At 60.2% G+C, this 13,639-nt stretch carries 11 protein-coding genes and 1 pseudogene; 7 read left to right on the forward strand and 5 right to left on the reverse strand.

Annotation, left to right across the window (positions count from 1 at the left end; all coding sequences use genetic code 11):
• Window positions 1–139: 139 nt before the first annotated feature.
• Window positions 140–1,357, reverse strand: a complete 1,218-nt coding sequence (gene argJ, locus CD175_RS13100; protein WP_008015779.1) for a bifunctional glutamate N-acetyltransferase/amino-acid acetyltransferase ArgJ — start codon at window positions 1,355–1,357, stop codon at window positions 140–142.
• Between the two features lie 120 nt (window positions 1,358–1,477).
• A complete protein-coding gene (gene secA, locus CD175_RS13105) occupies window positions 1,478–4,213 on the reverse strand; it encodes a preprotein translocase subunit SecA (protein ID WP_104449224.1) in 2,736 nt (911 codons plus the stop codon).
• Window positions 4,214–4,520: 307 nt separating this feature from the next.
• Between secA and CD175_RS13110 the strand changes: the two genes are divergently transcribed.
• Window positions 4,521–4,979, forward strand: a complete 459-nt coding sequence (locus CD175_RS13110) for a DUF721 domain-containing protein (protein WP_104449225.1) — start codon at window positions 4,521–4,523, stop codon at window positions 4,977–4,979.
• Window positions 4,980–5,095: 116 nt separating this feature from the next.
• On the opposite strand, the gene CD175_RS13115 is transcribed toward CD175_RS13110, so the two are convergent.
• On the reverse strand, window positions 5,096–6,574 hold the full coding sequence (locus CD175_RS13115) for a helicase HerA-like domain-containing protein (protein WP_104449438.1): 1,479 nt from the start codon (window positions 6,572–6,574) through the stop codon (window positions 5,096–5,098).
• A gap of 188 nt (window positions 6,575–6,762) precedes the next feature.
• Between CD175_RS13115 and CD175_RS32245 the strand changes: the two are divergent.
• The 5 genes and pseudogenes from CD175_RS32245 to CD175_RS13135 all read left to right on the forward strand — a co-directional run.
• Window positions 6,763–7,794 (forward strand): annotated as a pseudogene (locus CD175_RS32245) (HAMP domain-containing protein); the annotation flags it as partial.
• A 93-nt stretch (window positions 7,795–7,887) separates the two neighbouring features.
• Entirely contained in the window at window positions 7,888–8,652 is a 765-nt protein-coding gene (locus CD175_RS32250) for a methyl-accepting chemotaxis protein (RefSeq protein WP_428608872.1), read from the forward strand.
• Window positions 8,653–8,846: 194 nt separating this feature from the next.
• Window positions 8,847–9,959, forward strand: coding sequence for an N-acetylglucosaminyl phosphatidylglycerol synthase (locus CD175_RS13125; protein WP_104449226.1), 1,113 nt, complete (start codon window positions 8,847–8,849; stop codon window positions 9,957–9,959).
• On the forward strand, window positions 9,952–10,728 hold the full coding sequence (locus CD175_RS13130; protein WP_104449227.1) for an N-acetylglucosaminyl phosphatidylglycerol deacetylase: 777 nt from the start codon (window positions 9,952–9,954) through the stop codon (window positions 10,726–10,728). The genes CD175_RS13125 and CD175_RS13130 overlap by 8 nt, the downstream gene beginning before the upstream one ends.
• Window positions 10,725–11,720: a glucosaminyl phosphatidylglycerol flippase gene (locus tag CD175_RS13135; protein ID WP_104449228.1), complete on the forward strand. Its 996-nt coding sequence runs from the start codon at window positions 10,725–10,727 to the stop codon at window positions 11,718–11,720. The genes CD175_RS13130 and CD175_RS13135 overlap by 4 nt, the downstream gene beginning before the upstream one ends.
• A 52-nt stretch (window positions 11,721–11,772) precedes the next feature.
• On the opposite strand, the gene CD175_RS31330 is transcribed toward CD175_RS13135, so the two are convergent.
• Window positions 11,773–11,949: a hypothetical protein gene (locus CD175_RS31330; RefSeq protein WP_167399522.1), complete on the reverse strand. Its 177-nt coding sequence runs from the start codon at window positions 11,947–11,949 to the stop codon at window positions 11,773–11,775.
• A gap of 86 nt (window positions 11,950–12,035) precedes the next feature.
• Window positions 12,036–12,884: a formyltetrahydrofolate deformylase gene (gene purU, locus CD175_RS13140; RefSeq protein WP_007977367.1), complete on the reverse strand. Its 849-nt coding sequence runs from the start codon at window positions 12,882–12,884 to the stop codon at window positions 12,036–12,038.
• A 336-nt stretch (window positions 12,885–13,220) separates the two neighbouring features.
• Here purU and mvaT point away from each other — a divergent pair, with 336 nt between their 5' ends.
• Window positions 13,221–13,598 carry a histone-like nucleoid-structuring protein MvaT gene (gene mvaT, locus CD175_RS13145; RefSeq protein WP_007933316.1) on the forward strand — a complete coding sequence of 126 codons (378 nt, stop codon included), beginning with the start codon at window positions 13,221–13,223 and terminating at the stop codon, window positions 13,596–13,598.
• Window positions 13,599–13,639 lie beyond the last annotated feature (41 nt).

A 13,639-nucleotide genomic window follows, 5' to 3' on the forward strand; every position in this document is an offset into this window, starting at 1 on the left:
GACAGGCCAAAATCTCTAGCGTCTGGTCATCCGTCATCGCGGGCAAGCCCGCTCCCACAGGTTCAGCGGCGTACACAAAGGTTGTGTTCAACGCGGTCACTGTGGGAGCGGGCTTGCCCGCGATCGGGTCGACCCGATCTTACGTACGGTACTCGGCGTTGATCTTCACGTACTCGTGGGACAGGTCGGTGGTCCAGATGGTTTCGCTGCAATCGCCACGACCCAGCTCGATACGAATGGTGATTTCTTCCTGCTGCATCACCGCCGCGCCCTGGGCTTCGGTGTAGGTCGCGGCGCGCGCGCCACGGCTGGCAATGCACACGTCACCGAGGAACACGTCGATCTTGCTGACGTCCAGGTTCGGCACACCGGCACGGCCAACGGCGGCCAGGATACGGCCCCAGTTCGGATCGGAAGCAAACAACGCGGTCTTGATCAGCGGCGAGTGAGCCACGGTGTAGCCGACATCCAGGCACTCCTGGTGATTGCCGCCGCCGTTGACTTCAACGGTCACGAACTTGGTCGCGCCTTCGCCGTCGCGAACGATGGCCTGGGCCACGTCCATGCACACTTCGAACACCGCCTGCTTCAACTTGGCGAACAGTTCGCCCTCGGCGCGGGTGATTTCCGGCAGCGCAGCCTGACCGGTGGCGATCAGCATGCAGCAGTCGTTGGTCGACGTATCGCCATCGATGGTGATGCGGTTGAACGACTTGTTGGCGCCATCGAGCATCAGGTTTTGCAACACATCGCGGGAGACTTTGGCGTCGGTCGCGATGTAACCGAGCATGGTCGCCATGTTCGGGCGAATCATGCCGGCGCCTTTGCTGATGCCAGTCACGGTGACGGTCACGCCGTCGTGCTGGAACTGACGGCTGGCACCTTTGGGCAGGGTGTCGGTGGTCATGATGCCGGTGGCGGCAGCTTCCCAGTTGTGGATCGACAGGTCGTCAAGGGCCGCTTGCAGCGCGCCTTCGATTTTCTCCACAGGCAACGGTTCGCCGATCACACCGGTGGAGTACGGCAGCACCTGGCTGGCATCGACACCGGTCAGTTCGGCCAGTTTGGCGCAAGTGCGTTCGGCGGCGGCCAGGCCTGGCTCGCCGGTACCGGCGTTGGCATTGCCGGTGTTGGTCAGCAGGTAACGCACAGGGCCTTGTACGCGCTGCTTGGCCAGGATCACCGGGGCGGCGCAAAAGGCGTTCAGGGTGAACACGCCGGCTACCGTGGAGCCTTCAACACAGCGCATGACCACAACATCCTTGCGCCCCGGGCGCTTGATGCCAGCCGAGGCGATACCGAGTTCAAAACCGGCAACCGGGTGCAACGTTGGCAAAGGACCAAGACCAACAGCCATGAATGCGCTCCTTTATAAATGATGTCAGCACCGTTTCAGGAAGACGGTGGTTCGAATGGTAAAACGCCGCGACGGCAGAAGCCGGTCGCGGCGCGGGTATTTCAGCGATTGAAACGGGTTTTACTGGATCTGCCCGTGGCAATGCTTGAACTTCTTGCCCGAACCGCAGTAGCACAGCTCATTGCGACCCAGCTTATGCTCGCTGCGAACCGGGGCAGCGGCGAGCGCCACATCGACTTCTTCGCCCAGCACTTCCGGTTGGTCCAGGCCTGGAGCTTCTTCATGCAGGAACTGCATGCGAGCGGCCAATGCTTCGGCTTCCTGGCGCAGGCGCTGCTCTTCCTCGATAGGATCTTCGCGGCGAACCTGAACGTGGGACAGCACGCGGATCGAGTCGCGCTTGATCGAGTCCAGCAACTCGGAGAACAGGGTGAACGACTCGCGCTTGTATTCCTGTTTCGGGTTCTTCTGGGCATAACCACGCAAGTGGATACCGTGACGCAGGTGATCCATGGTCGACAGGTGGTCTTTCCACAGGTCGTCCAGAACGCGCAGAACGATTTGCTTCTCGAAGGTGCGCAGCGCTTCGGCGCCCGCCTGGTCTTCTTTCTCGTTGTACGCCGCGATGAGCTCGTTCATGAGCTTCTCGCGCAGGGTTTCCTCGTACAGGTGATCGTCTTCGTCGAGCCATTGCTGGATCGGCAGCGTCACACCGAAGTCGCTCTGCAACGCAGCTTCCAGACCGGCCACGTCCCACTGTTCAGGCAGCGATTGCGGAGGAATGTGTGCGCTGACGGTGGCGTCAAGCACGTCCTGACGGAAGTCAGCGATGGTCTCGCCGATGTTGTCGGCGGCCAGCAACGTGTTACGCATGTGATAGATCACTTTACGCTGTTCGTTGTTGACGTCGTCGAACTCGAGCAGTTGCTTGCGGATGTCGAAGTTGCGGCCTTCAACCTTGCGCTGGGCCTTTTCAATGGCGTTGGTCACCATGCGGTGCTCGATCGCCTCGCCAGGCTGCATGCCCAGTGCCTTCATGAAGTTCTTCACCCGGTCAGAGGCGAAGATGCGCATCAGGCTGTCTTCCAGCGACAGGTAGAAACGGCTGGAACCGGCGTCGCCCTGACGACCGGCACGACCACGCAGCTGGTTGTCGATACGGCGCGATTCGTGACGCTCGGACGCAATCACCTGCAAACCACCCGATTCGAGCACTTGCTGGTGACGCTTCTGCCAGTCGGCCTTGATCTGGGCAATCTGCTCAGGGGTCGGGTTTTCCAGGGAAGCCACTTCCACTTCCCAGTTACCGCCCAACAGGATGTCGGTACCACGACCGGCCATGTTGGTGGCGATGGTCAGTGCGCCCGGGCGACCGGCCTGGGCAATGATCTCGGCTTCCTTTTCGTGGAACTTGGCGTTCAGAACCTTGTGTTCGATGCCTTCCTTCACGAGCAGGTTGGACATGTGCTCGGAGGTTTCGATGGTGGCGGTACCCACCAGCACCGGGCGACCGGCGGCCATGCTTTCCTTGATGTCGGCCACGATTGCCGCGTATTTCTCGTCGGCGGTCAGGAACACCAGGTCGTTGTAGTCTTTACGGGCCAGCGGCTTGTTCGGCGGAATCACCATGACCTGCAGGCCATAGATCTGGTGGAACTCGAACGCTTCGGTGTCGGCCGTACCGGTCATGCCGGACAGTTTGCTGTACAGACGGAAGTAGTTCTGGAAGGTGGTCGACGCCAGCGTCTGGCTTTCGGCCTGGATGTTCAGGTTTTCCTTGGCTTCGATGGCCTGGTGCAGGCCTTCGGACAAACGGCGACCCGGCATGGTACGGCCGGTGTGTTCGTCGACCAGTACGACCTGACCGTCCTGCACGATGTATTCGACGTTGCGATGGAACAGCTTGTGCGCGCGCAGGCCGGCGTAGACGTGAGTCAGCAGGCTCAGGTTGTGCGCCGAGTACAGGCTTTCGCCTTCAGCCAGCAGGCCGATGCGGGTCAGCGTTTCTTCGACGTACTGGTGACCGGCTTCGTTGAGTTCGACCTGACGGGTCTTCTCGTCGACGGTGTAGTGACCGGCCTGGGTCACTTCGCCTTCGACTTCTTCAACGTGCAGCTTGAGCTGCGGGATCAGCTTGTTGACCTCGATGTACAGCTTGGAGCTGTCCTCGGCCTGACCGGAGATGATCAGCGGCGTACGGGCTTCGTCGATGAGGATGGAGTCGACTTCGTCGATCACGGCAAAATTGAGTTCGCGCTGGAATTTTTCTTCCATGCTGAACGCCATGTTGTCGCGCAGGTAATCGAACCCGAATTCGTTGTTGGTGCCGTAGGTGATGTCGGCGGCGTAGGCAGCACGTTTCTCTTCCGGCGGCTGGAACGGCGTGACAACGCCGACCGTCAGGCCGAGGAATTCATACAGCGGGCGCATCCAGTTGGCGTCACGGCGGGCCAGGTAGTCGTTCACTGTCACAACGTGCACGCCGTTGCCGGACAGCGCGTTGAGGTAAACGCCCAGTGTTGCCACCAGGGTCTTGCCTTCACCGGTACGCATTTCCGCGATCATGCCTTCATGCAAGGTCATGCCGCCGATCAGCTGGACATCGAAGTGGCGCATGCCCATGACACGCTTGCCGGCTTCGCGGGCGACCGCAAAGGCTTCTGGCAGCAGTTTGTCGAGGGATTCCCCTTTGGCGATGCGGGCCTTGAACTCGCTGGTCTTGGCACGCAATTGATCGTCCGAAAGGGCCACCATTTGCTCTTCGAAGGCATTGACGAGTTGCACCGTCTTGAGCATGCGCTTGACTTCACGCTCGTTCTTGCTTCCAAAAAGTTTCTTTAACAAAGGCGCAAACATATCGGCAGGATCTTCCACACTAAAGGGATGGAGGGCGGCCCCGTGAGTCGCCCGTGCAGCCCTCATGGCCGCATGCGAACGAGCATTCTACCCGGAAACGGTGGTGAGGAAAGTGGCGATATTCCACGATGCTGGCACAGCGCTTTGACGGGGCTCACTTAAAATAGGGGCGTTTTGCTCAACTTCAAGCCGTTCAAGGCAGAAGTTAGTTGTTGATTTAATGGGTAAAGCACCCACAAAAGCAATGGGCGGGTGCATCCGGTGCTTTCTGCTACCATGGCGCCTCTGTTACTTCAGGTGTCTGATCATGGCATTTCGCCCACTTACGGCCAAAGTACCCGCCGTTCTATTACGCGAAGCCAAGCCGCTGAAAGCCATTCTGGGCCACGCTCAACGCCTGGGCCATTTGCAACGTTTGCTCGAAAGCCAATTGCAACCCGCCGCGCGCGAGCATTGCCACGTAGCGTCCTGGCGCGAAGGCAGTTTGTTGCTGATTGTCACCGACGGTCATTGGGCAACCCGCCTGCGCTACCAGCAGAAGCGCCTGCAGCGGCAACTGCAACTGTTCGACGAGTTTGCCAACTTGACGCGAATCCTGTTCAAGGTGCAGCCACCGACCGTCCAGCGGGGCGCGGTCGGGCATACCATGGATCTGTCGGACGATGCGGCCGCGACCATCCAGGCTACGGCCGACGGGATCAGCGACCCGAATCTGCGGGCAGCGCTGGAGCGACTGGCGGCGCACTCCAAGACCAAAACCTCATAGGCGCCCTCTGTGGGAGCGAGCCTGCTCGCGAAGGCGGCATAACATTCAACAATGATGTTGCCTGACACACCGATTCGCGAGCAGGCTCGCCCCCACAGTTAGATTGTGTCCACTCACTAGCGGCGTTTGCTGCCGCCCAGCAATGAGCCCATCAAGCCGCGCACCAACTGTCGGCCAAGCTGGTTCGCCGCCTGTTGCATCGCCGACTTCAGCGCCTTCCCTGCTGCCGTGCCGAGGAATTCCCCGGCCTGTTCGGTGAAACTCGGTTCCTGTTTGCCCTGCTCCGCCTCGGGCTCGGGCGCCAGGCCCTTGCGCCCCATCAGCACTTCATAGGCCGATTCGCGATCAATCGGCTTGTCATAACGCCCCTGCAACGGCGAACCGGCAATCAGCGCCGTACGCTCGGCACCGGTCAAAGGCCCGATCCGCGATTGCGGCGGCGCGACCAGCACCCGCTGCACCATTTCCGGGGTGCCTTTTTCCTGCAGCGTGCCGACCAGCGCTTCGCCGATCCCAAGTTCGGTCAACACCGACAACGTATCGAACGCCGGATTCGGCCGGAAACCTTCGGCCACTGCGCGCAGGGACTTTTGCTCCTTGGCGGTAAACGCACGCAGACCATGCTGGATGCGCAAGCCCAACTGAGCCAGCACATCATCCGGCAGGTCACCCGGCGACTGGGTGACGAAATACACACCCACGCCTTTTGAACGAATCAGCCTCACGACTTGTTCCAGGCGATCACGCAATGCCTGGGGCGTGCCGTTGAACAACAAGTGGGCCTCGTCGAAGAACAGCGCCAGCAAGGGTTTGTCGGCATCGCCACGCTCCGGCAGTTGCTCGAACAGCTCGGCCAGCAGCCACAGCAGGAACGTCGCGTAGACTTTCGGCGCTTCATGCACCAGACGGCTGGCATCCAGCAAATGGATACGCCCGCGGCCATCGGCAGTGGGTTGGAGGATGTCTTCGAGTTGCAGCGCCGGTTCGCCGAACAAGGCTTCGGCGCCCTGTTGCTCCAGGGTCGCCAGACGTCGCAGCAGCGCCTGGCTGGAGCCGGTGGTCATCAATGCCGCATCGTCGCCCAGCAACTCGGGGTGGTCCCGCAGGTGATTGAGCAACGCCTTCAGATCCTTGAGATCGAGCAACAACAGGCCTTCGCGGTCCGCCACCTTGAACGCCGCGTACAACGCCGACTGCTGACTGTCGGTCAGTTCCAGCAGGCTGCCCAACAGCAGCGGCCCCATTTCACTCAAGGTTGTGCGTAAAGGATGACCGGACTGACCCTGTACGTCCCACAACGTCACCGGATAAGCCTGAGGCTTGTGGTTGAGCCACGGCATCCCGGCAATCCGCTCGGCGATCTTGCCCTGAGGGTTGCCCGCGGCACCGAGGCCGCACAGGTCTCCCTTGATGTCGGCGGCGAACACCGCCACGCCGGCATCGCTGAAAGCTTCGGCCATTCGTTGCAACGTCACGGTTTTTCCGGTGCCGGTCGCGCCCGCGATCAAACCGTGGCGATTCGCCAGGCGCATGGCCTGGGCAATCGGCTGCCCCTTGAGGTCGGCGCCGATAACGAGTTGCAGTGAGTCAGGCATTTGGTCACCCATGATTAATCTTTGGTCCTACACGGCCGATAGAGATAACGACAAAGCAGTCAGACACGATCTGGTAGGAAATTTCCCTAAGGAGAGTCGGAAAATTCAATTGCTTTCAACCTTGCCCGTCGTGCGTTCCTTTATAAAAGCACGCGCTGGACATTAAGACCTTAGCGGAACCCCAAGCCATGAACAAAAATCTGCGTTTCAGCCATAAAATCCTGCTTGCCGCCGCCCTCATTGTTATTGCCGCCTTCGCCTCGTTCACGCTGTACAACGACTATTTGCAGCGCAATGCCATCCGCGAGGACCTCGATAACTATCTCAACGAGATGGGTGACGTCACCGCCAACAACATCCAGACCTGGCTGGCCGGGCGTATTTTGCTGATCGAGAACCTCTCGCAAAACATCGCCATCAACCCCGAACAAGCCAATGTCGCCAGCCTGCTTGAGCAGAAAACCCTGACGTCGACTTTCATGGCGTCCTACCTGGGTGACGCCACCGGGCACTTCACCATTCGTCCGGACGCGAAGATGCCGGACGGTTTCGATCCGCGTGTTCGCCCCTGGTACAAAGGCGCCGAAAACAGCAGTACGCCGACCCTGACCGAACCCTACATCGATGCGGCAACCGGTCAACTGATCATCTCGATGGCCACGGCTTCGAAAAAAGCCGGACAGAGCGTCGGTGTGGTGGGTGGCGACCTGAGCCTGCAAACCCTGATCGCGACCCTCAGCGCCCGCGACTTTGATGGCATGGGCTACGCGTTTCTGGTCAGCGCCGACGGCAAGATCCTGGTTCACCCGGACAAAGCGCTGGTGATGAAGTCCCTGAGCGAGGCGTATCCGAAAGATACCCCGCGCATCGGCAACGGCTTCAGCGAAGTGGACGTCGACGGCAAGACCCGCATCGTCAGCTTTACCCCGATCAAGGGCTTGCCTTCGGTCAACTGGTACATCGGTCTGTCGGTGGACAAGGAAAAAGCCTACTCGATGCTCAGCGAGTTCCGCACCTCGGCTGTGGTTGCAACCATCATTGCCGTGGCCATCATCATCGCCCTCCTCGGCATGTTGATTCGCATCCTGATCCAGCCGTTGCACGTCATGACCCGCGCCATGGCCGACATCGCCGACGGCGAAGGCGATCTGACCAAACGCCTGACCATCCAGAACAATGACGAATTCGGCACCCTCGGCACCGCGTTCAACCGTTTCGTCGAGCGCATTCACGGCTCGATCCGCGAAGTGTCCTCGGCCACCGGGCAAGTCAACGAAGTGGCGTTGCGCGTGGTCGCGGCTTCCAACTCGTCGATGTTCAACTCCGACCAGCAAGCCTCGCGCACCAGCAGTGTCGCGGCCGCCATTAACCAGCTCGGCGCCGCTGCCCAGGAAATCGCCCGCAACGCCGCTCAGGCTTCGAGCCAGGCCAGCGATGCCCGCAGCCTGGCCGAAGACGGCCAGCAAGTAGTGGACCGCAGCATCGTGGCGATGAATCAACTGTCGAGCATGCTCAGCGCCTCGAGCACCAACATCGAATCGCTGAACAGTAAAACGGTGAACATCGGGCAGATTCTCGAAGTGATCACCAGCATTTCCCAGCAAACCAACTTGCTGGCACTCAATGCCGCGATTGAAGCCGCCCGTGCCGGTGAAGCCGGTCGGGGTTTTGCCGTGGTGGCGGACGAGGTGCGCAACCTGGCACACCGCACGCAGGAATCGGCGCAACAGGTGCAAACCATGATCGAGGAGCTGCAAGTCGGAGCCCGGGAATCGGTGAGCACCATGAGCGACAGTCAGCGCCACAGCCAGGACAGTGTGGAAATCGCCAACCTCGCGGGCGAACGTCTGAACAGCGTGACCTTGCGTATCGGGGAAATCGACGGCATGAACCAGTCGGTGGCCACCGCGACCGAAGAACAGACCGCCGTGGTGGAGTCGATCAACGTCGACATCACCGAGATCAACACGCTGAACCAGGAAGGCGTGGAAAACCTGCAATCGACCTTGCGCGCGTGCTCGGACCTTGAGCAGCAGGCGGCGCGGTTGAAGCAGTTGGTGGGCAGTTTCAGGATCTAACGCCTGATCTGGCCTCATCGCCGGCAAGCCGGCTCCTACAGGTATTTTGACGCCTGTAGGAGCGGGCTTGCCCGCGAAGGCGGCCTGTCAAACACTACAAAACCCGCTGACATCCCTCCCGCACAACCCCAACCGAACATCTATCCTTCATAAAGGTCAACCAAGGGAGTACCGGGACCGGAGGATCGTTCATCGTGCATATCGCTGACATCACCATGTTCTACGCCCCTGCCAGCGGTGGCGTGCGCACTTATCTGGATGCAAAGCACCGTCGCCTGGGTATCAAGCCGGGCATTCGCCACAGTTTGCTGATCCCCGGATCATCCTTGAGCGAGCAGGATGGCATCTTCACCGTTCCGGCCCCTGCCCTGCCCTTCGGCAAAGGCTATCGCTTCCCGTTGCGTCTCGCGCCCTGGCGCAATGTCCTGCAGGTTTTGCAACCTGATCTGATCGAGGTCGGCGACCCCTACCTCACTGCATGGGCAGCGCTGGATGCACGGCGGCAACTCGATGTACCGGTCATAGGCTTCTACCACTCGGACCTGCCGCTGCTGGTCAGCAACCGCATGGGCAACTGGGTGACCAACAACGTCGAGGCCTATGTCAGCAAGCTCTACGGCAACTTCGACCGGGTCCTGGCGCCCAGCCGGGTCATGGCCGACAAACTCACCGGGCTTGGGGTCAGGAATGTGTTTGTGCAACCGCTGGGCGTCGACCTGCAAACTTTCAATCCCGATGCCAGGGACCCCGAGCTGCGGGCCGAGTTGGGCCTGGACGACAACACCCGGCTGCTGATCTTCGCCGGGCGCGGTTCCAAGGAAAAAAACCTGCCAGTGCTGCTCGACTGCATGAAACGCCTGGGCCGACGCTATCACCTGCTGCTGGTTGGCTCATCGATGCCGACGGCCGTGCCGTCCAATGTGACGGTGATCGACGAGTTCTGCCCGGCGCCGCAAGTGGCCCGCCTGATGGCCAGCGCCGACGCATTGCTGCACGCCGGCGATCAGGAAACCTTCGGCCTGGTGATACTCGAAGCCATGGCCAGCGGTATTCCGGTGGTGGCCGTGGCGGCCGGGGCTTTCGAGGAAATCGTCACCGAGGACTGCGGCCGGCTCTGCGCGCCGAACGATCCAGCCGCGATGGCCACCGCTGTTCGAGAACTGTTCAGCTCGGACAGCGTAGCGCTGGGCCGCCAAGCGCGGCTACATGTCGAACGACATTACGCCTGGGACACGGTGGTCACCAGTTTGCTGTGCCACTACCACGCCGTGCTCGGCAGCCAATGGCCGCTGACAGCCAATGGTTGAGTCCATGAACAGGCCCGCTTTACTGCTGGTACTGCACGACGTGGCACCACCCACCTGGGCCGATTACCAACCGTTCGTCAAAGCCGTCGACGCCTTAGGGGACGTGCCGATCACCTGGCTGGTGGTTCCGGATTACCACAAACACAACAACCTGGACGCCCATCCGTCGTTTTGCCGCCAGCTCAGTGCCAGGGTCGCCCGGGGCGACGAACTGGCACTGCATGGCTATTTCCATAGCGACGAAGGACCGATGACTCTCAATCCCCGCGACTGGTTCCTGCGTCGGGTCTACACCCACGAAGGCGAGTTTTATCGTTTGTCACAAGAAGACGCCCTCGCCCGCCTGCGTTCGGGCATCGAGATGTTCCACCGGCATGACTGGCCGCTGGAAGGGTTCGTCGCCCCGGCCTGGTTGATGAGCCAGGGCACTCGCCAGGCATTGCGCCAACTGCCGTTGAGTTACACCAGCGACTCGCAACATTTATACCGTCTACCGGATTTCACCGCGATCGAGGCGCCGGGGCTGGTCTGGAGTGCGCGCAGTGCCTGGCGCCGGGGTGTATCGAAGCTCGTCAACGACCGCCGTGAACAACGCTGGGAGCACGCCCCGGTGATTCGCCTGGGCTTGCACCCGGTGGACATGCGCCACGAGTTCTCGCATCAATACTGGCTGCGAACCCTTGAGCGCCTGCTCGATAAAGGACGCGTTCCGATGACCAAGTCCCAGTGGCTGGCACTGCAAAACAACCGAATGGGCTGTGCCGCATGAGTCGCGCCCTGCTATTGCTCGTCGGCCTGCTCGCGGCGGTGCTGATTCCACTGCTGTTGGGCGGCAGCGAAATCGGCTCCCGGCTGAGCGCTTTTCCGCTGCCGTGGCTGTTGATCATGTTCGGCATGATCCTGCTGTGCTGGGGCGTGAACACCCTGCGTTTGCGCCTGTTGCTGGGGGATCAATGCCACAAGGTCGGCCGGCTCAGGAGCCTTGGCGTGGTGATGGCCGCCGAATTTGCCTACTGTGCCACGCCCGGCGGCAGCGGCGGGCCGCTGACGATCATGGCGCTGCTGGCGCGTCACGGCGTGCGTCCGGCCAGGGGCAGTGCCGTATTTGCCATGGACCAACTGAGCGACTTGCTGTTTTTCCTCTGCGCCCTGAGCGGGATTCTTGTTTACGCCCTGTTCCAGCACCTCAGCCAGCGCATGGAATGGATGCTGATGGTCAGCGCTGTCTCGCTGTTCGGTGGCTTGATCACTTGCGCCATGGTCGCCCGCTATCACCGCTCGTTGATTCGCCTGAGCGGTCGATGGCTCGCCCGGGCCAATGTCAAAGCGGCCACGCGAATGCGCTGGGCGCGCAAGCTCCTGCAGTTTCTGGCGGCGTTTACCGACACGCTGGAATTGCCCGTGCAGACCTTGATCAAGGTATTCGTCCTGACCTGTGTGCATTGGCTCCTGCGCTACAGCGTGCTCTATCTGGCGTTGCGCGGGCTCGGCGCGGATTTGCAGTGGGCCTGGAGTTTTCTGATCCAGATGCTGGCGCTCAGCGCCGGGCAATTCAGCCTTCTGCCGGGCGGCGCCGGGGCGGCGGAGCTGACGTCGGCGGCGCTATTGGCACCCATGGTCGGGAAATCCACGGCCGCCGCGGCGATTCTGATTTGGCGGGCGGTGACGTACTACTTCTACTTGCTGGTCGGGGGGCCGGTGTTTTTGCTGATGCTGGGGCGGCCGCTGTTGATGAAATTGATGAAAATCAGGCAGGCCTGAAAAGATCGCAGCCTGCGGCAGCTCCTACAGGGTACGCAGGCTGCGATCTTTTTTAATCCTTCCCGGTTTCATCGTCAGACTCCTGCTGCAATTGCTCCCACAACTCAGCCGCCCCCGGAAATGCCGTACCGTCTTCAGGCCCCATGTCATCCGGGTCGTAGCGGCTCAGGCAACCCTCGCCGAGCGTGGCGGGAGCCTTGGATGTGGCTTTGTCCAGTGGATCGGCCATGGTCATGTCCTCGGTGCAGAAACGGCGAAGGGCCTGGAGCGATTGAACGCCCAGGCCCTTCGGATTTCAACCGTGTCGTGCGTCTGTCAGAAGACGACGGTTTTATTGCCGTGCACCAGTACCCGGTCTTCCAGGTGATAACGCAGGCCACGGGCCAGCACCATCTTCTCGACATCGCGGCCGAAACGCACCATGTCTTCGATGCTGTCGCTGTGGCTGACACGCACCACGTCCTGCTCGATGATCGGGCCGGCATCCAGCTCTTCGGTCACATAGTGGCAAGTCGCGCCGATCAGTTTCACACCGCGCAGGGAGGCTTGGTGGTAAGGCTTGGCACCGACGAACGACGGCAGGAAGCTGTGGTGAATGTTGATCACCTTGTGCGCATATTCGCTGCACAACTCGGGCGGCAGGATCTGCATGTAGCGGGCCAGCACCACCACTTCGGCATCGTGCTGTTTGACCAGGCGCGATACCTCGGCGAAAGCCGGCTGCTTGTCCTGCGGATTGACCGGGACGTGGTAATACGGAATGCCGTGCCACTCCACCATGCTGCGCAAGTCATCATGGTTGGAAATCACGCAGGAGATTTCGCAGTCCAGTTCATCGCTGTGCCAGCGATGCAGCAAGTCGGCCAGACAGTGCGACTCGCGGCTGGCCATCAGCACGACACGCTTCTTTTGTTCGGTATCGGTGATGCGCCAGTCCATCGAGAACTCTTCGGCGATCGGGGCAAAGGCTTCGCGCAACGCTTCGATACCAAATGGCAGGGAGTCGGCACGGATTTCGTGACGCATGAAGAACCAGCCACTGAGATTGTCCGAGTGATGGCTCGCTTCAGTGATCCAACCGTTGTGTGATGCCAGAAAGTTACTGACTTTGGCTACGATGCCAACACGGTCCGGGCAAGAAATCACCAGACGAAAAGTGCGCATGAGGGGGAAACTCCAGAACTTCGCAAAGGCCGCCATTCTAGCGATTGCGCAGCAAAACTGCAGTATTGTTGACGATTCACCCTGCCGGAAGGTCGGTACGGCTGGACGGACAACACCCGTGCCGGTTCGTCCGGATGCTCTAGCGGTGCCGGGCAATTGTTAAATTATGTATATCTGACGGACCTGAATCACATTAATAACGGCATTACCAATGTGCGCCCAAGACACGGCAACTAAATTAAATAAAGTTGGCTTAAATGTTTACTTGATGAAACACCGTGACTATTATTGCCGCACTGTCACCTGCCATCCAGCGTACAACATAAGGTAGTTCCCATGTCCTTGATCAACGAATATCGCGCCACCGAAGAAGCTATCAAAGAGCTGCAAGCCCGTTTGAAGAACCTGTCCCAAGACGACAAACTGCAAACCGAGCTGGAATTCGAAGGCAAACTGCGCACCTTGATGGGTGAATACTCCAAGTCCCTGCGTGACATCATCGCGCTGTTGGATCCAGAGTCGAAAACCAAGGCACCACGCGGCGGTGCAGTGAAAACTACCGGCACCAAGCGTGCTCGCAAAGTTAAACAATACAAAAACCCGCACAACGGCGAAGTCATTGAAACCAAAGGTGGCAACCACAAGACTCTGAAAGAGTGGAAAGCCAAGTGGGGCGGTGACGTGGTAGAAGGCTGGGCTACCCTGCTGGGCTAAGCCTCAGAGCTTGTCGCAGATGGATCCGTGACAAAAAATAA

The organism is Pseudomonas laurylsulfatiphila (genome assembly GCF_002934665.1).
Classification (GTDB): Bacteria; Pseudomonadota; Gammaproteobacteria; order Pseudomonadales; family Pseudomonadaceae; genus Aquipseudomonas; species Aquipseudomonas laurylsulfatiphila.

What these genes read in the sequence shown, in the direction of transcription:
- CD175_RS31330 (WP_167399522.1), bottom strand. Translation starts at nt 11,949, where the DNA reads ATGGCCGATCCACTGGACAAAGCCACATCCAAGGCTCCCGCCACGCTC.
- CD175_RS13135 (WP_104449228.1), top strand. Translation starts at nt 10,725, where the DNA reads ATGAGTCGCGCCCTGCTATTGCTCGTCGGCCTGCTCGCGGCGGTGCTG.
- purU (WP_007977367.1), bottom strand. Translation starts at nt 12,884, where the DNA reads ATGCGCACTTTTCGTCTGGTGATTTCTTGCCCGGACCGTGTTGGCATC.
- secA (WP_104449224.1), bottom strand. Translation starts at nt 4,213, where the DNA reads ATGTTTGCGCCTTTGTTAAAGAAACTTTTTGGAAGCAAGAACGAGCGT.
- CD175_RS32250 (WP_428608872.1), top strand. Translation starts at nt 7,888, where the DNA reads ATGTTCAACTCCGACCAGCAAGCCTCGCGCACCAGCAGTGTCGCGGCC.
- CD175_RS13130 (WP_104449227.1), top strand. Translation starts at nt 9,952, where the DNA reads ATGGTTGAGTCCATGAACAGGCCCGCTTTACTGCTGGTACTGCACGAC.
- argJ (WP_008015779.1), bottom strand. Translation starts at nt 1,357, where the DNA reads ATGGCTGTTGGTCTTGGTCCTTTGCCAACGTTGCACCCGGTTGCCGGT.
- mvaT (WP_007933316.1), top strand. Translation starts at nt 13,221, where the DNA reads ATGTCCTTGATCAACGAATATCGCGCCACCGAAGAAGCTATCAAAGAG.
- CD175_RS13110 (WP_104449225.1), top strand. Translation starts at nt 4,521, where the DNA reads ATGGCATTTCGCCCACTTACGGCCAAAGTACCCGCCGTTCTATTACGC.
- CD175_RS13115 (WP_104449438.1), bottom strand. Translation starts at nt 6,574, where the DNA reads ATGCCTGACTCACTGCAACTCGTTATCGGCGCCGACCTCAAGGGGCAG.